The organism is Streptomyces chisholmiae (genome assembly GCF_031845445.1).
GTDB classification, from domain to species: domain Bacteria; phylum Actinomycetota; class Actinomycetes; order Streptomycetales; family Streptomycetaceae; genus Streptomyces; species Streptomyces chisholmiae.
This window is the reverse complement of sequence record NZ_JAVREO010000005.1, coordinates 384,991-405,655: the sequence shown is the minus strand read 5'-3', so window position 1 is coordinate 405,655 and position 20,665 is coordinate 384,991. Positions and strand designations below refer to the sequence as shown.

19 protein-coding genes are annotated in these 20,665 nt (G+C 74.1%); 9 read left to right on the top strand and 10 right to left on the bottom strand.

What is annotated here, in order from left to right; translation table 11 throughout:
- Nucleotides 1-428: 428 nt before the first annotated feature.
- The 3 genes from RM844_RS11420 to RM844_RS11410 form a co-directional block, all read right to left on the bottom strand.
- Nucleotides 429-911, bottom strand: coding sequence for an SAM-dependent methyltransferase (locus tag RM844_RS11420; protein WP_311666939.1), 483 nt, complete (start codon nucleotides 909-911; stop codon nucleotides 429-431).
- 168 nt (nucleotides 912-1,079) lie between these two features.
- The gene (locus tag RM844_RS11415) at nucleotides 1,080-1,280 is read right to left on the bottom strand and encodes a DUF397 domain-containing protein (protein WP_311666938.1); all 201 of its coding nucleotides are present in this window, start codon (nucleotides 1,278-1,280) and stop codon (nucleotides 1,080-1,082) included.
- Nucleotides 1,281-1,292: 12 nt separating this feature from the next.
- Complete coding sequence (locus RM844_RS11410) at nucleotides 1,293-2,153, bottom strand: helix-turn-helix domain-containing protein (RefSeq protein ID WP_311666937.1); 861 nt, start codon at nucleotides 2,151-2,153, stop codon at nucleotides 1,293-1,295.
- A 257-nt stretch (nucleotides 2,154-2,410) separates the two neighbouring features.
- On the opposite strand from RM844_RS11410, the gene RM844_RS33540 reads away from it, so the two are divergent.
- The 4 genes from RM844_RS33540 to RM844_RS11390 all read left to right on the top strand — a co-directional run bounded on the left by RM844_RS33540 (nucleotide 2,411) and on the right by RM844_RS11390 (nucleotide 5,018).
- Nucleotides 2,411-2,845 (top strand): ATP-binding protein, encoded by a 435-nt coding sequence (locus RM844_RS33540; protein ID WP_394814486.1) that lies wholly within the window; start codon nucleotides 2,411-2,413, stop codon nucleotides 2,843-2,845.
- A gap of 429 nt (nucleotides 2,846-3,274) precedes the next feature.
- The gene (locus RM844_RS11400; RefSeq protein ID WP_311666934.1) at nucleotides 3,275-3,670 is read left to right on the top strand and encodes a DUF7848 domain-containing protein; all 396 of its coding nucleotides are present in this window, start codon (nucleotides 3,275-3,277) and stop codon (nucleotides 3,668-3,670) included.
- A gap of 17 nt (nucleotides 3,671-3,687) precedes the next feature.
- A complete protein-coding gene (locus tag RM844_RS11395; RefSeq protein ID WP_311666933.1) occupies nucleotides 3,688-4,128 on the top strand; it encodes an NUDIX hydrolase in 441 nt (146 codons plus the stop codon).
- 71 nt (nucleotides 4,129-4,199) lie between these two features.
- Nucleotides 4,200-5,018, top strand: coding sequence for a Scr1 family TA system antitoxin-like transcriptional regulator (locus RM844_RS11390; RefSeq protein WP_311666932.1), 819 nt, complete (start codon nucleotides 4,200-4,202; stop codon nucleotides 5,016-5,018).
- Here RM844_RS11390 and RM844_RS11385 read toward each other — a convergent pair.
- The 3 genes from RM844_RS11385 to RM844_RS11375 all read right to left on the bottom strand — a co-directional run bounded on the left by RM844_RS11385 (nucleotide 5,008) and on the right by RM844_RS11375 (nucleotide 7,269).
- Entirely contained in the window at nucleotides 5,008-5,184 is a 177-nt protein-coding gene (locus tag RM844_RS11385) for an SDR family oxidoreductase (RefSeq protein ID WP_311666931.1), read from the bottom strand. The two genes, RM844_RS11390 and RM844_RS11385, sit on opposite strands and share 11 nt — an antisense overlap.
- Before the next feature lie 77 nt (nucleotides 5,185-5,261).
- Complete coding sequence (locus RM844_RS11380; RefSeq protein ID WP_311666929.1) at nucleotides 5,262-6,152, bottom strand: universal stress protein; 891 nt, start codon at nucleotides 6,150-6,152, stop codon at nucleotides 5,262-5,264.
- 262 nt (nucleotides 6,153-6,414) lie between these two features.
- Entirely contained in the window at nucleotides 6,415-7,269 is an 855-nt protein-coding gene (locus RM844_RS11375) for an NAD-dependent epimerase/dehydratase family protein (RefSeq protein WP_311666928.1), read from the bottom strand.
- 141 nt (nucleotides 7,270-7,410) lie between these two features.
- On the opposite strand from RM844_RS11375, the gene RM844_RS11370 reads away from it, so the two are divergent.
- Nucleotides 7,411-8,232 (top strand): helix-turn-helix transcriptional regulator, encoded by an 822-nt coding sequence (locus RM844_RS11370; RefSeq protein ID WP_311666927.1) that lies wholly within the window; start codon nucleotides 7,411-7,413, stop codon nucleotides 8,230-8,232.
- A 133-nt stretch (nucleotides 8,233-8,365) separates the two neighbouring features.
- Here the strand turns inward: RM844_RS11370 and RM844_RS11365 are convergent, their stop codons facing one another.
- The 3 genes from RM844_RS11365 to RM844_RS11355 all read right to left on the bottom strand — a co-directional run bounded on the left by RM844_RS11365 (nucleotide 8,366) and on the right by RM844_RS11355 (nucleotide 12,734).
- Nucleotides 8,366-8,773: a nitrite reductase (NAD(P)H) small subunit gene (locus RM844_RS11365; RefSeq protein WP_311666926.1), complete on the bottom strand. Its 408-nt coding sequence runs from the start codon at nucleotides 8,771-8,773 to the stop codon at nucleotides 8,366-8,368.
- Complete coding sequence (gene nirB / locus RM844_RS11360; protein ID WP_311666956.1) at nucleotides 8,770-11,322, bottom strand: nitrite reductase large subunit NirB; 2,553 nt, start codon at nucleotides 11,320-11,322, stop codon at nucleotides 8,770-8,772. The genes RM844_RS11365 and nirB overlap by 4 nt, the downstream gene beginning before the upstream one ends.
- An 89-nt stretch (nucleotides 11,323-11,411) precedes the next feature.
- Nucleotides 11,412-12,734 carry an NAD(P)/FAD-dependent oxidoreductase gene (locus RM844_RS11355; protein WP_311666925.1) on the bottom strand — a complete coding sequence of 441 codons (1,323 nt, stop codon included), beginning with the start codon at nucleotides 12,732-12,734 and terminating at the stop codon, nucleotides 11,412-11,414.
- Between the two features lie 451 nt (nucleotides 12,735-13,185).
- Between RM844_RS11355 and RM844_RS11350 the strand changes: the two genes are divergently transcribed.
- From RM844_RS11350 to RM844_RS11335, 4 genes are all read left to right on the top strand, one after another.
- On the top strand, nucleotides 13,186-13,731 hold the full coding sequence (locus tag RM844_RS11350; RefSeq protein WP_394814481.1) for a GNAT family N-acetyltransferase: 546 nt from the start codon (nucleotides 13,186-13,188) through the stop codon (nucleotides 13,729-13,731).
- 227 nt (nucleotides 13,732-13,958) lie between these two features.
- Nucleotides 13,959-14,582, top strand: coding sequence for a GyrI-like domain-containing protein (locus RM844_RS11345; RefSeq protein WP_311666923.1), 624 nt, complete (start codon nucleotides 13,959-13,961; stop codon nucleotides 14,580-14,582).
- Between the two features lie 236 nt (nucleotides 14,583-14,818).
- A complete protein-coding gene (locus RM844_RS11340) occupies nucleotides 14,819-19,402 on the top strand; it encodes a DUF6531 domain-containing protein (RefSeq protein WP_311666922.1) in 4,584 nt (1,527 codons plus the stop codon).
- 14 nt (nucleotides 19,403-19,416) lie between these two features.
- The gene (locus RM844_RS11335; RefSeq protein ID WP_311666921.1) at nucleotides 19,417-19,821 is read left to right on the top strand and encodes a hypothetical protein; all 405 of its coding nucleotides are present in this window, start codon (nucleotides 19,417-19,419) and stop codon (nucleotides 19,819-19,821) included.
- Here the strand turns inward: RM844_RS11335 and RM844_RS11330 are convergent.
- Nucleotides 19,818-20,645 carry a TIGR02452 family protein gene (locus RM844_RS11330; RefSeq protein ID WP_311666920.1) on the bottom strand — a complete coding sequence of 276 codons (828 nt, stop codon included), beginning with the start codon at nucleotides 20,643-20,645 and terminating at the stop codon, nucleotides 19,818-19,820. The genes RM844_RS11335 and RM844_RS11330 overlap by 4 nt on opposite strands.
- Between the last annotated feature and the right edge of the window lie 20 nt (nucleotides 20,646-20,665).

The following is a 20,665-nucleotide window of genomic DNA, read 5'->3' as shown; positions in this document are numbered from 1 at the left end:
GGGTTCGCGGCCAACGCGGACCACGTCGGCGCGACGAACGTCCTCAACCGGGCCGGGCTGGCCCTCCGCGCGGCGGCCTAGCCACCGACGCAGGAAGCCCGCGCGTTTACGCGTGGGTGGAGTCACGAAGTAGGTGACGGAGTCCCTTCGCGATGCACGGTCCGGCCGGCCGCAGACCGCACTGCGACTGATTCGACTCCCGCCGCGACCGCATGGAATACGCCTTCGGAGACGCGAGGCGGATGGGCTTGGCGCCCGTCACCGGGCGGCCGGGGGCGGTGGGGTTGACGCGTTTCGGGACGGTGAGGGGGCGGTGGCGCGTTGCTGGGTCATGGCGGGAAGTGGTCCGCAGCCGCTGCGGCAGCTCGGCGGCATCGCCTTCGTGTGGCGGGGAGGTGGTCCGTGTGCGTTGTCTCGGGGTGGGCGGGTCAGTTCTGCGGTGGGGCGTAGTAGTTGGTGAGCATGTCGCTTGGCCAGTTGGGCTGGTGTACTTCGCCGCGGGGGCCCATTTCCTGGAACCAGGGCTTGATGTCGAGTACGGGGGTGCCGTCGATGGCGTCGAGGTCTTCGACGTGGAGGTCGAGTCCGTCGATTTTGTGGAGGCGGCAGCGGGAGACGCCGAGCCAGTTGAGGCGGCGCATGTTGCGGTGGGCGAAGATGCCGCCGGCGGGCCAGTCGGGGTTGTTGCGGGGGTGGCGTGGTTCGGGGTGGAGGTCGGTGGGGTCGGTGAGGTGGAACCGGAAGACGACTTCGAGGTGGGAGAACTCTTCGAGTCCGAGGACGGAGCCGGTGTCGAACCGGGTGGCGTCGATCCGGATGATGGCGCGGCTGCCGCCCCAGTAGTCGTCGGTCGGCTCGGCTCGCCCGCCGACGACGTGGGCCACGGGCACGACGGTGAACTCTTCGGACATCGGTGTCTCCATGAGGACTTGGCGAGGTGCGGGCGGGCGGGAAGCCGACGGCTCGGCGCATGTCTGCGGCGGTGCGCCAAGCGCCTGTGCCGGGGCGGCGGTTGGAGATGCGAGACGCCGGGGTCCACTGTGGAAGGTGGGGGCCCGGCGTCTGGCCAGCTCGGTGGGTCAGCTGGCGGTCTTCTTCACGTGGTCGACGAAGGAGGTCCAGGTGGCCGGGGCGAAGACGAAGGCGCCGCGCGCGCGGTCCTTGCTGTCGCCCATCGCGACCAGGCCGTCGTGGGTGAGCTGGGTCTCGACGCAACTGCCGGTCCCACCGTTGGAGTAGCTCGACTTGCGCCACTTGGCGGCCGGCAGGTCGTATCGCATGGGTTCTGTCCCTCACATGCTGTCGAACTCCGCGGCGATGGCGGAGATCAAGTCCATTGACTCTGGCGAGGATAGCGCCTGCGAGCGCAGGTGTTCAGCCGCAATTCGGTAGGTTTCCACGCTGGCCGCCTCCTCGACGAAGACCCGGCTTTCCTTCTGTTCCAGGAAGACGATGTCCATATCGGCTGCGCCACTGAACAGGAAGCGCAGGAAGCTCCCGTCCAACCCCGGGTAGGCCCCGCGAGCGAACGGGATCACCTGGATCGTCAGGTGCGGTGGGTCGTTGAGCTCCACCAGCCTGCGCAGCTGCTCGGCCATGACCTTGGGTCCGCCGACCTGCCGGCGGAGCACCGCCTCGTCCAGCAGGCACAACAGGCTCGGGGCGTCCTCCTTGGCGAGTAGCAACTGGCGCTCCAGCCGCACCCGCACCGTGTCATCGATAGAGGTGCTGGGCGGGAGCGGGAATCCGCTGATCATGGCGCGTGCGTAAGCCTCGGTCTGCAACAGCCCGGGCATTACCAGGGCTTCGTACTGGAAGATGCTGCTCGCGGTTGACTCCAGCTCGATCAATTCGAGGAGCTGAGTGCTCAACACATCCCGGTGTTGCTGCCACCAACCGCGTTGTTTGCTGTTCCGGTTGAGCTCGATGAGTCCGTCGCGCAGCCGGGTGTCGGATACCTCGTAGAGGTCCAGCAGGGCGACCAACTCCAGGCGGCTCAGCCCGGTCTTGCCGGCTTCGAGCCGACTGACCTTCGTGTCGCTGGTGTCCAGCGCCTCGGCCGCCTCGATTTGCGACTTGCCGCACTGCTCGCGCATCCGGCGAAGTTCCAGGCCCAACCGCAGCCGGCGGATCGTACTGACCGGTCGTCCCATGGCTACCTCCCATGACATCGGTGAATGACGCACAGTCTGCCGCAGGTTACGCCTGTCTGGGTACCAGAACATTTCATCGAATCGCAAATCTGCGACTCTTGGAGTTGCGGAGTGCGCGCCGAGTGGTCCACTCTGTGGGGGCTGACGCTGCGCATCCGGCACGTGACCAGCCGTTGCCCCCGTGCGCCCTCATCCATCGTCGGCATGTCCGGGGAGGTGCCATGACGAATCCCGTTCGACCCCACCACTGTGGTCAGTTGGTCGCACCACTGAAGCTCAGCTGGGCCTTTCGCGCACAGCCTGTGGAGATCGAGGTCTGGCGTCGGGCCGTGGGCCGGTTAATGACGGGTTGGGGGGCCACCCCGACCGCCACCGACATCGCCTGCCTCGGCGTCTCCGAGCTGTTGGCGAACGTGTGCCGGCACGTGGACGATCCACGGTGCCGCCTCCGGGTTAGCCGGGTCTGCGGAGACGTGTTGGTCGAGGTGGCGGACCGGTCCCAACAGCCGCCGCTGGTCGGTGAGATGCCGGACTGGGACGCGGAGTCCGGGCGCGGCCTGTGGATGTTGCGGGAGATGGTCGACGACTTCGGGTACATGCCGAGGCCGTACGGCTGGGGGGCGCGCCTCCGGATGGGGAAGTCCGTCTGGTTCTCGTGCCGGAACGTCTGCCCGAGGGGGACGGGCGAGTGAGCCCCACGGCTGACCGGCCGACTACGGCTGAAGAGCGGGAAGTTGGCTTTGCCGACTGGGAGTTCGGAGCGCCGGAGCCGGAGCCTGGTGCGGACGCGCACTGGGCCGTCGGACCGTGCTGGTTCTTCTGCGGGCACCGGGTCACGGCCGTGGTGTGGATCGGGTGCGTGACCACGGGCGGGGTCGCCGCGCCGCTGTTCGCCTGTGGTGGCTGCCTGAGGCAACTGCACGCGATGGCCTGGGACTTCGCGGAGGCGTCGTGGAACGCCCCGGTGGACGGGCTGGGCCGGCCGGTGCTCCTGTACCGATCCCCGGGGAACGCGCCGCCTGGGCCGTTGCGTTACCGGGGGCGCCATCGGCGCGCGCGCACGGCCTTCGGGGCACGGCTCGCTCGGTTGGTCACCGAGCACCTGAAGGGGGGCGACCGCCGTGAGTGACGCGCAGCCGGTGTCGATCGTGCGGGGTGCGGACTGGGTGGTGTGTGCGGAGCGGGGTGTTGGTGTGCCGGAGGGGATCTTTGGAGCGGTGTGTCAGAGCTGTGGTGTGGAGTCGCCGCTCTTCGATGACGATTCGCTGCCGGTGGCGGTGTGGGTGTTGCACCACACGGCCGGGGAGCCGGAGCACACCCGGTTTCTGTTCCGGGAGGAGAAGCATTGGCGGGTGGTGCGTCGGCCGGAGGTGGGTGAGGGCGGTGGTGGGGGTGGGCGGGCGAGTCCGGTCGCGGGGTTTCTGGACCGGGCGGCGGGGCCGGCGTTCGTCGGCCTGATGTGTCTGCTGACCGCGCTGTCCGGGCTGCTGCCCGCCCTCACCACCAACCACCCATGAACCGAGAAGAGTTATCGATGTCCATCACCGTCTCGTTCCACATCCTGGCTACCACGCGGTGTAATCACGCGTTGATGGTGCGCGGGGAGAAGGAGGACGGCAGCGGCGAGGGCTGGGTGTTGCCGCACGGCACCGTCCCGGCCGGCCAGTGCCCCATCGCCACCGCCCGGGAGCACCTGATGGCCAGCACCGGCTACGACCGGGCCCTGACGGAGATCCTCGCCTTGACCACCATCACGGACGCCAAGGGTGCGGTCACCGGCCTCACCTATGTGTTGGACGGGGACACGTTGCCGGAGGTGCCGTCCTTGGACCCGAGCCCGCGCGCGGGCTGGGTGCCGTTGCGGGAGCTGCACGAGCCGCCCGGGCTGTACCAGTACGCGATCATCTCCGCCGGCCGCCGCCACGCCCTCCCCCTCCTGGTGGACGGGGACCGGCCCGAAGCCGCCTTCCACTAGCCACATTCCGGCCCCGGCTGCCCTGCCGCAGGGGTGGCCGGGGGCCCACCCGTTTGAGAGAGAAGAGCACCGTGTCGCTGGGGCACGTCATCGTCGGCGCCTACCTCAGGGCCGTCCGCACCCACCGCAACCTCACCCTCCACCACGCCGCCACCCTGATCGACGTCTCCACCGCCAAGATCAGCCGCTTCGAGAACGGCCTCCACCAACCCAGCGCCGATCATGTGCACCGGCTGGCCGCCGCCTACGGACTCACCTGCACACCCTGCCGCACCCACCTGACCCAACTCCTCACCCCCACCGAGGAGTCAACCGTGCTGCACGACACCCAGCCCGGCCACCACACCCGCCGCAGCGCCGCCGAAACCGGAGCCACCAGCCTCCTCTACTACACCACCCAACTCATCCCGGCCCCGTTCCAGACCAACGACTACCGCGCCGCGCTCCCCACAACCGAGTCGGAACACACGCATCCGGACGCCCACCCCCAACTCCCCACCACCCCCACCCCAACCCACCGCCCCACCACCCTCTTCCTCGACGAGTCGATCCTCCACCGCACCCTCGTCCCACCCCACACCCTCGCCCACCAACTCCACACCCTCCACCGCCTCAGCTACCGCACCCACTACACCGTCCGCATCGTCCCCTTCGCCGCCGGCCCGACCCACCACCCCGGCACCCTCACCGAGATCAACCGCCCCCACCACCGCCTCTACGCCCACCACACCCACCACACCACCTGGACCACCACCCCACCCCACACCCTCCTCCACCACCTCCACACCCACGCCCTCACCCCAGACACCACCCGCCACACACTGCGACAGGCGGCCGACCGACTCACCCACCACAACGGCCGGCGGGCCGTCAGCACCGTCAGGCGGTGAATCCGCCGTCGACGCAGATGGACGCCCCGGTGAGGTAGGCGGCTTCGGGGCTCGCCAGGTGCGCGACGGTGGCGGCGCCCTCGTCGGCCAGTCGGAGTGCCACGGCGGCTCCGATGCCCCTGCTGCCCCGGGTGACCAGGGCGATTTTTCCGTCAACTCGGTTCATGACGTCGATCGGCGTCGGCGTCGGCGTTGGTGCCGGATGCTGGCGGGAATCCGACCGGGCGTTCGTCCGGTGCCGGGTCAGTCGCCGTGCGGGACCACCGCGACCGGGGTGCGGGCGTGGTGGATGGTGGCGTGGGTGACGGGGCCGGCGCGCATCGCCAGCAGGGGGCGGCGCATGCGGCGGCCGGTGACCACCAGGGCGGCGTGGCCGGCCGCCGCGTCCAGCAGCACCTCGGAGGCGTTGCCGTAGCGCAGGTGCTCGACCACCGGCACGCCGGGGTAGCGGCGTCGCCATGGTTCCAGCGCGTGGGCCAGCGCCTCGGCCTGCTGGGCCTGGAGGTCCGACGCCTCGCCGTTCTGTTCCAGGTTGGCGGGGGGCGTGGAGCCGAAGAGGCCCGGCGTGCCCCAGGCGCGCACCGCGCGCACCGCTGCGCCGCGCGCCGAGGCGGTGGTGAAGGCGAACTCCAGCAGGGTGGCGGCGGGTTCGCCCAGGTCCTTGAGGCCCACCACGATCTCGTCGCCCTCGGTCTCCTCGCCGGCCGCCTGGTCGGTCGGCTCCCCGTCCGGGCTGGAGCGGACCAGGACGACGGGGCGGGAGGTGTGGGTGATCACCGGCAGCCCGACGGAGCCGAGCAGGAAGCCGGCGATCGGGCCGTACCCGCGCGTGCCGAGCACCAGCAGCTCGGACCTGGCGGCCTGTTCCACCAGCCCGGCGGTGGCCATCTCGGCCAGCAGCTCGGTGGAGACGGTCAGTCCGGGGTGCCGGTCGGCGACCTCGTCGTGGTGGTCCTGGAGCAGCTGCCGGGAGGCCGGCTCGTCCGGGACGGGCGGCGCGTACAGCGGCTCGTTGATCCAGGCGTGCACCAGATGCAGGGGGAGTCCGCGGCGGGCCGCCTCGCGGGCTGCCCACTCGGCGGCGGCCCGGCTCTGCGGCGAGCCGTCCACGCCGACGGTGATGGGGCGGGTCATGGGGGGTCTCCGGTCTCGGCGGCGACGGGCGTGCTCCGGGCCCCTCGGGACGGGGCCCGCCACCCTCCAGACCACTGTCGCCCGCCGCCGGCCGGCCGGCGAATCAGACGGGTCCGGCCGGGTGCCCCCGCCGCTCCGCCCGCCACCCCGTCCCGCCACCCCGTCCGCCGCTCCGTCCCGCTACCCGCCCCGCCGGCCCGCCCGCCGTGCCCCGCCGCTGTCCTGCCCCATCCCGTCCCGCCCCCACGTTGCCGGCCGGCGGCTACAGCAGCCCGGCCTCCCGGGCCGTCCACACCGAGGGGACCAGCGGCCGGTAGCCCAGTTCGTGTCGGATGCGGGTCGTCGAGAGCACGCCGTGCCAGGGGTCGGGGGCGTCCCGCTCGTACACCTCCGGCGGCACCGGCCGGCCGTGCAGCTGGAAGAGGTCGACCGTGGTGACCGGCGCGTCGTCGGCGATGTTGTAGGCGCCGTGCGCCCCGGGCGCGTACAGCAGCCGCCGCAGTCCCTGCGCCACGTCCAGGTGGTGGCCCATGTGCAGCCGCTGCGTGGCGGGCCAGTTCGGCGCCCACTCCATGACGTCCACCAGATGCGGGTCCCCGTCGCCGTACACGAACGGCAGCCGCCCGATGCGGAGATCGTCGAGGCCGTCCAACGCCGCGAGGGCGCGCTCCGCCTCCCCCTTGGACTCGGGGTAGGCGCCCCACAGGTGGGTGCCGGGCACCGTCTCGTCGAACTCGACCAGCGCCCTGCCTCGCCCGGCGCCATACACCAGACCGGTGCTGACCTGCACGAACCGTCGTACGCCCGCGGCCACGGCGGCCCGGCCCAGCTCGACGGCCGCGTCCCGGTTGACCGCCCACGCCTCCTCGTCCGGCACCCCCCGGAACGCGGCGGCCACGTTCACCACCGCGTCCACGCCGGCCGTCGCCCGGCCGAGCGCCGCCGGGTCGCGCAGGTCGCCGACCAGCACCTCGGCGCCCAGCTCGGCGAACCGCTCGCCGCGCGCCGCGTCCCGCACCAGGACCCGCACCCGTTCGCCGGTCGGGGCACCGTGCAGCAGCCTCGGCACAAACCGCCGCCCGACCTGGCCCGTCGCTCCCGTCACCAGGGTCAGCATGGCCGCCTCCTCGTCGTCGTAGCCATGCCCGACAGCCTGCGCGCGCGGTGCCGGCGGCGGGAGAGACGCGGTTATCCAGGGACCGGCGCTCCCTGGCTGCGCGGCTTGGATACCGGTCGGCGGCCGGGGGATGCTGGCGGCATGGACCGCACCGGACTCGCCGACTACCTGCGCCGTGCCCGCACCCGACTGTCGCCCGGCGACGTGGGCCTGCCCGCGGGTTCGCGCCGGCGCACCCCGGGGCTGCGCCGCGAGGAGGTGGCGTGGCTCGCCGGGATGTCCACGGACTACTACACGCGCCTGGAGCAGCGCCGCGGCTCCCACCCGTCGCGGCAGCTGCTCGGCGCCCTCGCCCAGGCGCTGCGGCTGTCGGAGGTCGAGCGCGACCACCTGTTCCACCTGGCGGGCGAGGCGCCACCCCGGCGCGCCGCCACCTCGGACCAGGTCCGCCCGGGCCTGCTGCTGATCCTGGAGCGGCTGCACGACCTGCCGGCGACCGTGCTGAGCGACTGGGGCGAGGTGCTCGCGCAGAACGCGATGGCGGTGGCGCTGACCGGCGACCACACCGGGACGAACCTCATCCGCCACTGGTTCCTGGCGCCGGGCGGGCGGGAGTTGGCCCCGCCGGAGAACCACGAGCGGCACGCCCGGGCGCACGTGGCCAGCCTGCGGGTGGTCACCACGGCCCGCCCCGACGACCCGGGGCCGGCCGCCCTCGCGGCCGAACTCCGCCGGGAGTCGGCGGAGTTCGCGGCGCTGTGGGCGGAGCACGACGTGCAGGTGCGCCGGCCGTCGCCGAAGCGGTTCCTGCACCCGGTGGTCGGCGCCCTCGACCTGGACTGCGAGGTGCTGCTCAGCGACGGGCACAGCCAGCAGCTGGTCGTGCACTCGGCGCGGCCCGGCACCCGGACGCACGAACGGCTCACCTCGCTGCGGAGCACGCGGCTGAGTGGGCGTCAGTAGCCGCCCGGTGGAGGGGCGTTGCGGGCCGGTCGGTGGCGAGGGGTGCCGGCCGGTCCAGCGCGGCCGGGTCCGGGCCGGCGCGGCCGGGTCCGGGCCGGCGCGGCCGGGTCCGGGCCGGCGCGGCAGGGGCCGGTCAGCGCAGCCGGGTCCGGTAGACCGGCAGCGCCCGCTCCGGCGCCTCGGGCTCGTCCAGGCAGACGCCGGTGACCAGGTCGAAGCGCTGCTTCAGCAGCGGCGAGGCGACGAACGGGCGGCCCTCGTTGCCGGTGGAGCCCAGCAGGCCGCGGGAGAGCACCCAGGCGCCGGTGAACGGGTCCCGGTTGCCGACCGCGTGCGCCGCGCCGTGCCGGTCGACGAAGACGGCGGCCTGCTGCCCGTCCGGCAGCAGCACCGCGACGCCGCGCCCCGGCACCAGCTCGGCCAGGCCGCAGACCGGGACCCAGGCCCCGTCCTGCTCGATCTCCAGGCGCGGGCCGGCCGCCGCGGGGCGGGCCACCGCCGGCTCGGCCAGCGGGGCGTGGGGCAACGTGGTGACGGTCATGGGCGGGTGCTCCCTTCGAGGGTGCGGACCGGGAGGGTGGGCCCGGCCAGCACGGTCAGATCCGGCTTGTGCTGCTCCCGCTCCGCGACGAACCGCACCGACGGGTCGGGGGTGCCGGGCGCGTTGACGAAGGAGACGAACCGGGCCAGCTTCTCCGGGTCGTCCAGCGCCCCGGCCCACTCGTCCCGGTAGTTGGCGACGTGGGCGGCCATCTGGGCCTCCAACTCGGCGCAGACGCCCAGCGAGTCCTCGACCACCACCTCCCGCACGTGGTCGAGGCCGCCGCCGATCCGCTCCAGCCAGACGGAGGTGCGCTCCAGCCGGTCGGCGGTGCGGATGTAGAACATCAGGAACCGGTCGATCAGCCGCACCAGTTCGGCGTCCGAGAGGTCCTGCGCCAGCAGGTCGGCGTGGCGCGGGGTGGCGCCGCCGTTGCCACCGACGTACAGGTTCCAGCCGTTGGCGGTGGCGATCACCCCGAAGTCCTTGCCCATCGCCTCCGCGCACTCCCGGGCGCAGCCGGAGACGGCCGACTTCAGCTTGTGCGGGGCGCGCAGGCCCCGGTAGCGCAGCTCCAGGTCGATCGCCATCCGCACGCTGTCCTGCACCCCGTAGCGGCACCAGGTGGAGCCGACGCAACTCTTCACGGTGCGCAGCGACTTGCCGTAGGCGTGCCCGGACTCGAAGCCGGCCGCCACCAACCTGGCCCAGATGCGGGGCAGTTGCTCGACCCGGGCGCCGAACATGTCGATCCGCTGGCCGCCGGTGATCTTGGTGTAGAGGTTGAAGTCCCGGGCCACCTCGCCGATCACGATCAGCTTCTCCGGGGAGATCTCGCCGCCCGGTATCCGCGGCACGATCGAGTAGGAGCCGTTCCGCTGGAGGTTGGCCAGGAAGTGGTCGTTGGTGTCCTGCAACGCGGCCTGCTCGCCGGCCAGCACGTGACCGTCCGCGCCGATGCTGGGCGCCAGCGAGGCGATGATCGAGCCGACCACCGGCTTGCACACCTCGCAGCCGTCGCCGCCCCTGGCGGCCGGCCGGCCGTGCCCGTCGAGCAACTCCTGGTAGGAGGTGAGCCGTCGGCTGGCCACGATCTCGAACAGCTCCTGCCGGGTGTGGCCGAAGCAGCCGCACAGGCCCTGGTCCACGGTGACCCCGCTGGCCGCCAGCTCGGCGTTGACCAGCTGGCCGAGCACCTTCACGCAGGAGCCGCAGCCGGTGCCGGCCCGGGTGCACTTCTTGACCTCCGGCACGGTGGTGGCGCCCTGCTCGGTGACGGCCGCCGCGATCGCGCCCTTGGTGACGTTGTGGCAGCTGCAGATCACCGCCTCGTCCGGCAGCGAGGCCGGGCCCAGCGCGGCGGCCGGCGCCAACCCGGCGGGCAGCACCAGCTGTTCGGGGGCGGCCGGCGGCACGCTGCCGGTCAGCGGGCGCAGCAGGCCGTAGGAGTCGGCGTCGCCGACCAGCACCCCGCCCAGCAGGGTGCCGTCCGCGCCGATCACCAGCTTCTTGTAGATCCCGGCGCGGGAGTCCGCGTAGACCACGTCGAGCGCGCCGTCGGTGCGGCCGTGCGCGTCGCCGAAGCTGGCCACGTCCACGCCGAGCAGCTTCAGCTTGGTCGAGGTGTCGGCGCCGGTGAAGGTGGCCGTCAGCCGGCCGGCGACGGTGTCCGCCGCGGCGGCGGCCATCTCGTAGCCCGGCGCCACCAGGCCGTACACCGTGCCGTCGCTGGCCAGCGCGCACTCGCCGATGGCCAGCACCGCCGGGTCGGAGGTGCGGCAGTGCTCGTCCACCGCGATGCCGCCGCGCTCGCCGACGGTCAGGCCGGCGTCCCTGGCCAGCTGGTCGCGGGGGCGGACCCCGGCGGAGAAGATCACCAGGTCGGTGGCGACGGTCGAACCGTCGGAGAGCGTCATCCCGGTCACCGCGCCGGCCGGGTCGGTGGTGATCTCCTGACCGCCGACACCGGTGTGCACGGTCAGGCCCAGTTCCTCGACGGTGCGGCATAGCGCGGCGCCGCCGCCCTCGTCCACCTGGAGTGCCATCAACCGGGGGTGGAACTCCACGATGTGGGTGGCCAGGCCCAGGTCGCGCAGCGCGCCCGCCGCCTCAAGACCGAGCAGCCCGCCGCCCACCACCAGACCGGTACCGACCCCGGCCGCGTAGTCGCGGATCGCCGTCAGGTCCTCGATGGTGCGGTAGACGAAGCAGCCGGTGGCGTCCCGTCCCGGCACCGGCGGCACGAACGGGTAGGAGCCGGTGGCCAGCACCAGGGTGCTGTACTCCAGGGTCCGGCCGGAGCGGGTGGTCACCGTGCGGGCCGCCCGGTCCACCGTCTCGGCCGGGTCGGCCAGCCACAGTTCGATGCCGTGCCGGTCGAGGAAGCCGTCCGGCACCAGGGACAGCTCCTCGGCGCTGGTGCCGGCGAACCAGGAGGTCAGGTGGACCCGGTCGTAGGCCGGGCGGGGCTCCTCGGCGAGCACCACGACCCGGGCCCGGTCCGTCACGCCCCGCTCGACCAGCTCCTCCAGGAAGCGCTGGCCCACCATGCCGTGGCCGACCACCACCACGGTCTCCCGGGTTCCGTTGGCCGGGTTCACCGGCGGCCTCGCTGACTGCGGCGACTGCGCGCACATGGTCACAACCCTCCGTCGTGGGTGAGCAGATGGAGCAGGGGGGTGTCGGGCAGCGGTTCGTCGCCCGACCAGGCGCGGGCCAGCGCGCCGACGCCGTCCAGGTCGCCGACGAGGATGCCGCCGCGCAGCCGGTCGCCGCGGACCACGAGCTTGCGGTAGGCGCCGCGGGTGGCGTCGGTCAGCCGGACCTCGTCGTCGCCCGGCTCGGCCACGGGCGCGCCGAAGGCCGCCACGTCGAGCGGCCGGCCGGCGGCGGCGGTTTCGGCGGGGGGTGTGCCGGCGGCGCTGGCGGGGCCGGTTGGGCGCGGGGCGGCCGACAGGGTCAGCCGGGTCAGCGCGCGGGTGCCGGTGTAGCGGTCCCGGCCGCCGGTGAGGACCGAGGCCAGCACGTCCGCCTGGTCCTGCGCCGGGCCGGCCAGGCCGTAGAGCAGCCCGCCGTGCTCGGCGCAGTCGCCCAGCGCGTGGACGGCCGGGTCGCTGGTGGTCAGCCGGTCGTCCACCGCGATCCCGCCCAGCTCGCCCAGCGCCAGCCCGGCCTCCCTGGCCAGCCCGACCCGGGGGCGCACCCCGCAGGCCAGCACCACCAGCTCGGCGTCCAGCGTGGCACCGTCGGCCAGCTCCACGGCGGCCACCCGGCGCGCGTCGCCGGCGCCGGTGCCGCGCAGCGCCCGCACCCGGCACTCGGTGTGCGTCTCGACGCCGTCGGCGGCCAGCCGGGCGCGGAGCAGACCGGCCGCCGAGGCGTCGAGTTGACGCTCCATCAGATGCTGACCCTGGTGAGCCAGCAGCACCCGGGCGCCGCGCGCGGCCAGCGCCCTGGCCGCCGAGACGCCCAGCAGCCCGCCGCCGATCACCACGGCCGGCACGCCGGGGCGGGCCGCCTCGGCCAGCGCGTGCGCGTCGTCCAGGGTGCGGAACGGGTGGACGCCGGCGAGGAGTTCGCCGCCCCGTGGCGGCCGCAGGCCGCGCAACGGGGGCAGCACCGGGTTGCTGCCGGTCGCCAACACCAGTCGGTCGTAGCGGAGTTCCTGGCCGTCGGCGCAGGCCACCAGGCGCCGGGCGCGGTTCAGCCGGACCGCCCGTGCCCCGGCCCGCCAGTCGACGGCCGCGCCGGCCGGTGGCAGCGCGATCACCTCGGCCGGGTAGCGGCCGGCGAGCACCTCGGCCAGCAGCACCCGGTTGTACGCCGGGTGCGGCTCCTCGGCGAGCACCGTCACCGCGGGCGCCGCGTCGGCGGCCTCGCCCAGCGCGCGGGCGAGCCGCGCGCCGGCCATGCCGCCGCCGACGATCACCACCCGGTCCCTCGACCCGTTGCCTCGACCCATGCCCCCGAGCGTGCGCGGCGGCTGTTTCCCGACCGCATCACCCCCGTTTCCCGGGCGCAACGCTGCCCTCAGCGGGCCGGGCCGGCGGTTGTGAGCGCGCCGGCGCCGGGCCGGCGGCCCGCTGTGAGGCGCGACGGCCCGCTGTGAGGCGGGGCGACCCTGGGCGCGGGCGTGGCCGGCCCGGTACGCGGAGGAGTGGCCCGGGGCCGGACGCCGGCCGGGGGCGTGCAGGACGGCGCGCGGGGGCGTGAACGGGGAGTGGGGGCCGCGTTTCCCGAGGTGAAAGCGCCCTTCTCCGGGGCAGGCCGATGATCCAGAATGGCAGCACCGGACACACCGGCCCCACCCTGCACAGCCGGGGACCTGACCAACACGGCGCCGCCCCGCGCGCCGGCTCGGCCGCCGGGCGCGCGCCCCGGCGGCCTGCCGCGCCGGCGAGGTGGCTGCGAGGATGGCACACATGACCGAGCTGCGGACCGCTCACACCGCCGACCTGGACGCCGGCACCCTGGCCGCCGCCAGGGCCCTGCTCGACACCGTCTTCGGCGGCGACATGACCGACCAGGACTGGGAGCACGCGCTGGGCGGGGTGCACGCGCTGGTCTGGGAGGGCGCGGAGCTGATCGGTCACGCCTCCGTGGTGCAACGGCGCGTGCTGCACGGCGGCCGGGCGCTGCGCACCGGCTATGTGGAGGGTGTGGTGGTGCGCGCCGACCGCCGGGGGCGGGGGCACGGCGCGGCGATGATGGCCGAGTTGGAGCGGCTCATCCGGGGCGGCTACGAGCTGGGCGCGCTCTCCACCACGGAGGAGGCGCTGGCCTTCTACGCGGCCCGGGGCTGGCGCCGCTGGCAGGGTCTGACCTGGGCGTTGACCCCGCTGGGCATCGCCCGCACCGAGGAGGACGACGACGGCGTCTTCGTCCTGCCGCTGCCGGCCGTCGCCATCGACCTCACCGCCGAGCTGGTCTGCGACTGGCGGGACGGCGATGTCTGGTGACCGCGCGCCCGGTGTGCGCCCGGCGGCTGCCGCCGGCATAGAATAGAACAGGTGAGCGAACGCCGGTCGGTGGGTGCGCCGTCACCGTCCGGCGTCTAGGGGTTTCGGGTGTTCCTTCCCCGGCTACTCGTCCGCCAACTGGCCTTCCGGCGGCCGTGGTTGGCCCAGCGGCCCCAGCGGCCCCAGCGGCCGGTCGCCGCCGTCCCCGCGCAGAGAGGCAGCAGTCGATGACCCGCTACGACATCAAACGCGAGCTGAAGTGGGTCTACGCGCCCAGGAACCGCGACTGGGAGCTGGTCGAGGTGCCAGCCCAGCGGTTCATCGCCGTCGACGGCGCCGGCGACCCGAACACCAGCGACGACTACGCCCGGGCCGTCGAGGCGCTCTACACCGTCGCCTACGCCATCAAGTTCACCAGCAAACGCGCCCTGGAGCGGGACTTCGTCGTCGGGCCGCTGGAGGGGCTGTGGTGGTCCGACCGGTACGAGGCGTTCACCAGCCGCGCCAAGGACGAGTGGCGGTGGCGGATGCTCATCAGCCAGCCCGACTGGATCACCGAGGCGGCCGTCGAGGACGCCAAGCGCACCACGATGGCGAAGAAGGGCCTGCCCGCGATCCCCGACGTCCAGCTCCGCACCCTCGAAGAGGGCACCAGCGCCCAGTTGCTGCACGTGGGCTCCTACGATGACGAGGCGCCGGCGCTCGCCAGGCTGCACGACGCCTACCTCGCCGCCCACCGGCTTCGCCCGACCGGGCACCACCACGAGGTCTACCTCAGCGACCCGCGCCGCACCGAGCCGGCCCGGCTGCGGACGGTGCTGCGCCAGCCGGTGCTGCCAGTGGACCGCTGAGGGGCGGGCCACTGAGGGGCGGGCCGCCGGCCGGTCGCCCGCTCAACCACGGGCCGCCCAGCGTGCGTTGACGACCATCCGTGACCGGTCGGGCGCGGACGGGGCAGGCGCACGACCGGACGCGACCGGTTGGCCGCGCGTTCGCCAACTCCCCTGGCGTACTTGTTGAGTTCCGCTCCCCCCGGGGCTACGTTCCCAGGTGCGACCCCCTGGTCGTGTGGCGTGGGGAGGGCCCGATGGCACGTCCGTCCGACTGGTCTCCGGTTGACATGGATCGGGACCCGACCCCGGGTGAGCCCGACGAGGTCCGGCAACTCGCCGACGAGCTCCAGGAGTTCGCAGACGACGTCGGCGAGGCGCTGGGGAAGGTCCGCGGCCTGGCCGGCGAGCGGGCGATGCTGGACTGGGCCGGCCTGTCGGCGGACGCGTTCCGCCGGGAGTTCGACGGCGTCCCGGACAACCTGGCCAAGCTGGAGGACAGTTACTCCCTCTGTTCGCAGGCTTTGCAGACCTACTGGCCCAAGCTCCAGACCGCGCAGGGGATGGCGGACCGGGCGCTGGACCGGGCGGTCGCCGCGCAGGCCGATCTGGCCTCGGCACAGAGCGCGTTGGGGGACGCGACGGACTGGGTGGGCCGGGCCGGCGAGGAGGCCGAGCGGCTCCAGCGCGAGGGCGAGCGAACGGACGCCGAGCCGCCGGACGAGGCCGACGTCCGCGCCGCGACCCGCGACCACCAGGCGGCCGAGGCCGCCGCCGGCGCCGCCCGGAGCCGGGTCGCCGACGCCGAGGAGCGCCTCGCCGCCGCCCGCCAACTGGCCCTGGACGCCCAGGAGATGCGCGAGGATGCCGCGCGCGAGTGCGCGCGCGGCATCGAGGACGCGTCCGACGCCGGCATCCAGAACCGCAAGTGGTGGGAGAAGGCGATCAAATGGGTCACCGACAACTGGGACACCATCGTCGCGGTCTGCAAGGTGATCGTCGCCGTCCTCGGCATCGTCGTGATGATCATCGGCGGCCCGCTCGCCTGGGTGGTGCTGGCCGCCGCCCTGGTCGTCCTCGCCGACACCCTGCTCAAGTACGCCCGCGGTGAGGCCAGCCTCCTCGACGTCGCCTTCGCCGCCCTCGACTGCATCCCCGGCTTCAAGGGCCTGACCACCCTCGGCGGCCTGGCCCGCGGCATCCGGGGCCTGGCCACCACCGGGCTGCGCGGCCTCTCGCTGGGCGCCGCCGGCCTCGGGCGCGGAGTGCGCCACCTGGGCCGGGAGCTGGCCACCCTGTTCTGCCGGACCGACCCCATCGACATGGCCACCGGCGAGGTGGTCATGTCCGACGTCGACCTGCGGCTGCCCGGCGTGCCGCCGCTGGTCGTCGAGCGGCACCACCGCGGCTCCGTCCGCACCGGCCGGGCCTTCGGCCCGTCCTGGTCCTCCACCCTCGACCAGCGGCTGCTGCTCGGCGAGGGCGGCGTGCGGCTGGTGACCCCGGACGGGATGGTGCTGGAGTACCCGCGCCCGCTGCCCGACGAGCCGGTGCTCCCGGTGGAGGGCCCCCGCTGGCCGCTGTCCTGGAACGGCGACCCCGGCACGCCGATGGCGGTGCGGCACCGGCCCACCGGCCAGACCCTGCACTTCGCGCCGGTGCCCGGTCGGCGCGGCGGGGAGCTGCCGCTGGTCGCCCTCGTCGACCCGCACGGGAACCGGGTGGCCGTCGAGTACGACGCCGCCGGCGACCCCAACGCGCTGCGGCACGACGGGGGTTACCACGTCGGCATCAGCACCGAGCGGGGCCGGGTCACCGAGCTGCGGCTGCTGAGCGACCCCGAGCGGCCGGTGCTGCGCCGGTTCGGCTACGACGCCGGCGGCGACCTGACCGAGGTGGTCGACTCGTCCGGTCTGCCGCAGCGGTTGACCTACGACGCGGCCCACCGGCTGACCGGCTGGGAGGACCGGGAGGGCACCTGGTACCGCTACCGCTACGACGACGCGGGCCGCTGCGTCGGCACCGAGGGCAGCGGCGGCTACCTGAACAGCTCGATCGCCTACGACCCCGACACCCACCGCACCCACTTCACCGACTCGCTCGGCCACACCACCGTCTACCAGTTCGACGACAACTACCAACTGGTCGCCGAGACCGACCCGTTGGGGCACACCACGCGGCGCACCTGGGACCGCTACGACCGGCCGCTGAGCATCGTCGACCCGCTCGGCCACGCCACCCACCACCGCTACGACGAGCGCGGCAACCTGATCCGGGCCACCCGCCCCGACGGCGGCGAGATCACCGTCGCCTACGACGAGCACGACCACCCCACCCGGGTGACCGGCGCCGACGGCCTCACCTGGACGCACACCTACGACGCCGCCGGCCGGCGGACCGCCGTCACCGACCCCGCCGGCGCCACCACCCGCTACACCTACGACCAGCGGGGCCACCCGGTCGCCAGCACCGACCCGCGCGGCGCGACCACCCGGGTGGAGACCGAGGACCGCGGCCTGCCGGTCGCCGTGCGCCACCCGACCGGCGCCGTCACCCGGTACCGGTACGACGCGGCCGGCCGGCTCACCGAGACGATCGACGCCGACGGCGCCGTCACCCGCACCGAGTGGACGCCGGAGGGCCGGCCGACCCGCCAGATCGGGCCCGACGGGCGGGAGCAGCGCTGGCGTTGGGACGCCGAGGGCCGCTGCCTGCGGCACACCGACGCGGCCGGCGGCACCGTCGCCTACCGCTACGGTCCGTTCGGCCTGCTCGCCGAGAAGACCGGCTCGGACGGCTCGCGGACGGTCTTCGGCCGGGACACCGAGTCCCGGGTCCGCACCGTCACCAACTCCCTCGGCCTGACCTGGGAGTACCAGTACGACGCGGCCGGCAACCGGGTCCTGGAGCGCGACTACGACGGCCGCGAGACCCGGTTCGTCCACGACCCGCTCGGCCAACTCGTCGAGCGGGTCAACCCGTTGGGGCAGCGGGTCCGGATGCGGCGGGACGCCATGGGGCGGCTGGTGGAGCGCGACGCCGACGGGCGGCGCAGCACCTTCCAGCACGACGCCGCCGGCCGGCTGGTCGGCGCCGTCTCGCCGGACGCCGAAGTGCGCTTCGAGCACGACGCGTTGGGCCGCCCCCTGACCGAGTCCACCGGCCGGCACACCGTCGCGCTGCGCTACGACGGGCACGGCCGGCTGGCCGAACGCACCACCCCCGGCGGGGTGGTGAGCGCCTGGCACTACGACGAGCACGGCCTGCCGGCGTCGCTCACCACCGCCGGCCGGGTCGTCACCTTCACGCACGACCCGCTGGGGCGCGAGACCCGGCGCGCGTTCGGCCCCGCCGGCGCGCCGCCGCTCGCCTTCGACGCGGTCTTCGACCCCGACGGCCAACTCGCCGAACAGCGCCTGGACATCGCCGGCCGGCCCACCCGGCACCGCGCCTACACCTACCGCGCGGACGGCTACCCGACCGCCGTAACCGACAGCCGGGACGGCCGCACCGAGCTGGACCTGGACGCCGCCGGCCGGGTGGTCGAACGGCGCACGCCAGGCGGCGCCGAGCGCTACGTCTACGACGCGGCCGGCAACCAGCTGCACGCCGGCTGGCCGGCCGGCGCCGAAACCCCCGCCGCGGACGCCGCCGGCGACCGCGCCTACACCGGCAACACCCTGCGGCAGGCCGGCCGCACCCACTACACCCACGACGCCGCCGGCCGGCTGGTCGCCCGCCGCCGGACCCGGCTGTCGCGGAAGCCCGAGCACTGGGCCTACGAGTGGAACGCCGAGGACCAGCTCACCGCCCTCACCACCCCGGACGGTGCCCGCTGGGAGTACCAGTACGACGCGCTGGGCCGGCGGGTCGCCAAACAGCGGCTGGCCGAGGACGGCGTGACCGTCGTCGAGCGCACCGAGTTCGTCTGGTCCGGCACCCAACTGGTCGAACAGCACACCGTGCTGGGCGGCTCCACCGAGCCCGACGTGCGCACCTGGGAGTACCGGGGGCTGCGGCCCCTGCTCCAGATCGACGGCCAGGCCGAACAGGACGCGGTCGACCGGGAGTTCTACGCCCTGGTCACCGACCTGGTGGGCGCGCCCGAGGAGTTGCTGGACGAGCACGGCGAGACCGTCTGGTCGGCGCGCGGCACCCTCTGGGGCCGGGCCGCGCCCCCCGAGCCGGACGCGCCGCACACCCCGCTGCGCTTCCCCGGCCAGTACGCCGACGCGGAGAGCGGCCTGCACTACAACGTGCACCGCTACTACGACCCGGACACCGCCCGCTACCTCTCCTCCGACCCGCTGGGCCTCAAACCCGCGCCCAACCCGCACATCTACCCGCACAACCCGCTGATCTGGGCCGACCCGCTGGGCCTGGCCTGCACCCGGATGGTGGACCTCTACCACGGCACGTTCAGCGCCGCGGCCGACAACATCCGCACCACCGGGATCGACCTGAGCATCGGGCGCGCGGCCGGCGACTTCGGCACCGGCGGCTTCTACGTGACCAACAACGCGACCCAGGCGCAGGAGTGGGCCGCCCGGCTGGCCGCCCGGCGCGGCGGCACCGCCGAGGTGCTGCACTACCGGGTGCCGGAGACGGAGCTGAACCGGCTGAGCAGCCTGCGGTTCGACTCCGCCAACTCCGAGTGGGCGGACTTCGTCCTGCACCACCGCGGCGGGGGCGCCATGCACGACTACGATATGGTCGAGGGTCCGCTGCTGCTCAACCCGGACGACTTCGTGGCGGGACTGGCACCCCCCGACGCCGGGGGACACCAGATCGCCATCTTCACCCCGGACGCGGTGGACCTCTTCAACCGATCACTGCGGTAGCGCGGGAGGCTGACATGGCGGACTTCCTGATGGCCCCCGACGACCCGGGGATGCAGCGGTACTTCGGGAAGATCGCCGACTTCATGGTGAGCGAGTTCGGCATCTCCCGCGCGGAGGCCGTGGCGCGGATCAACGAGGCGTACAAGGACATCACCTTCCAGCCCTATCCCGACATCATGTGCCACGAGCTGCCCGAGTTCTGGGGCTGGGGCCTCTACTACGGCGACGTGCCCTACTGGGACGAGCACGCCGACCGCTCCCAGTGGCGGGTCCGCCCCGCCCCGCCCCGCGACTCGGTCTCCTGGACCCTCGCCCCACCCCCGGACGACGCCGGGGACGAGAGCGGGGAGGGGCTCGGGGAGGGGCGCGAGAACGAGCGCTCGGCCGGCGGCGCGGACCACGGCCCGGACGCGCCCTAGGCGGCCAGGAAGGTCTCGGCGAAGGCGGCGCGGGTCGGGCCCGCGCGGTCCAGCACGGCGAACACCACCCGCTCGAAGGCGGCGGCGAACGGGCCGTCCCCGGTGAGGAGTTCGGCGAAGACACCGGCCACCTGCCGCGGGTCGTTGCCGAACACGCCGCATCCCCAGGCGCCCAGCACCAGCCGCCGGTGCCCGCCGTGCGCTGCCACCGCCAGCACGCCCCGGGCCCGCTCCGCCAGCACCCGCGCCAGCCGCGCCCCGGCCACCGGCCCCTCGGCCTCGATCCGGCGCCGGTTGGGCGCCGCACAGGTGAGGAACGTGACCGGCACCGGCGTCGGCAGCCAGCCACCCCGGTCGTCCCGGAAGACCGGCACCCGGGGCGAGTAGAGCACCCGGTCGCTGTACCAGGGGCTGCCCTCGGCCCGGTGCGCGGCGTAGAACGCGGGACAGCGGGTCAGCGAGTCGTGCAGCGCGCTGGCCCGGGCCAGGTCCTCCTCCTGGGCGACCGCGCCCTTGAGCACCCCGCCGCCCGGGGTGCGGGCCGAGGCGAAGTTCAGCGCCGCGACATCGCCGCCACCGGCCGCCAGCCGCACCGCCGCCACCAGCGTGGACTCGCCGGTCACGCTGATCACCGCCCTGGGCCCGGCCGGCGCGGCCGGCAGGGCGCGCAGCTCCTCGGGGGTGAACAGGCGGGTGCCGCGCCGCATCCCGGCCAGCGCGTCGGCCAGCTCGACCCGCCGCCCGTCCCGCTCGTACCAGCCACGCGCGCAGGCCAGCCGGGTCTCCTCGAACCGCAGCCGCAGCCCCTCGTCGGCTCGAACCACCGCGCACACCCCAATCCCGT

Bases quoted from the DNA above. Each gene is read 5' to 3' on its own strand.
- RM844_RS11395 (WP_311666933.1), top strand. From the start codon at position 3,688: ATGTCCATCACCGTCTCGTTCCACATCCTGGCTACCACGCGGTGTAAT.
- RM844_RS11385 (WP_311666931.1), bottom strand. From the start codon at position 5,184: ATGAACCGAGTTGACGGAAAAATCGCCCTGGTCACCCGGGGCAGCAGG.
- RM844_RS11335 (WP_311666921.1), top strand. From the start codon at position 19,417: ATGGCGGACTTCCTGATGGCCCCCGACGACCCGGGGATGCAGCGGTAC.
- RM844_RS11415 (WP_311666938.1), bottom strand. From the start codon at position 1,280: ATGCGATACGACCTGCCGGCCGCCAAGTGGCGCAAGTCGAGCTACTCC.
- RM844_RS11410 (WP_311666937.1), bottom strand. From the start codon at position 2,153: ATGGGACGACCGGTCAGTACGATCCGCCGGCTGCGGTTGGGCCTGGAA.
- RM844_RS11365 (WP_311666926.1), bottom strand. From the start codon at position 8,773: ATGACCGTCACCACGTTGCCCCACGCCCCGCTGGCCGAGCCGGCGGTG.
- RM844_RS11345 (WP_311666923.1), top strand. From the start codon at position 13,959: ATGACCCGCTACGACATCAAACGCGAGCTGAAGTGGGTCTACGCGCCC.
- RM844_RS11375 (WP_311666928.1), bottom strand. From the start codon at position 7,269: ATGCTGACCCTGGTGACGGGAGCGACGGGCCAGGTCGGGCGGCGGTTT.
- RM844_RS11350 (WP_394814481.1), top strand. From the start codon at position 13,186: ATGGCACACATGACCGAGCTGCGGACCGCTCACACCGCCGACCTGGAC.
- nirB (WP_311666956.1), bottom strand. From the start codon at position 11,322: ATGGTGGGCCAGCGCTTCCTGGAGGAGCTGGTCGAGCGGGGCGTGACG.
- RM844_RS11370 (WP_311666927.1), top strand. From the start codon at position 7,411: ATGGACCGCACCGGACTCGCCGACTACCTGCGCCGTGCCCGCACCCGA.
- RM844_RS11380 (WP_311666929.1), bottom strand. From the start codon at position 6,152: ATGACCCGCCCCATCACCGTCGGCGTGGACGGCTCGCCGCAGAGCCGG.
- RM844_RS11355 (WP_311666925.1), bottom strand. From the start codon at position 12,734: ATGGGTCGAGGCAACGGGTCGAGGGACCGGGTGGTGATCGTCGGCGGC.
- RM844_RS11340 (WP_311666922.1), top strand. From the start codon at position 14,819: ATGGCACGTCCGTCCGACTGGTCTCCGGTTGACATGGATCGGGACCCG.
- RM844_RS11420 (WP_311666939.1), bottom strand. From the start codon at position 911: ATGTCCGAAGAGTTCACCGTCGTGCCCGTGGCCCACGTCGTCGGCGGG.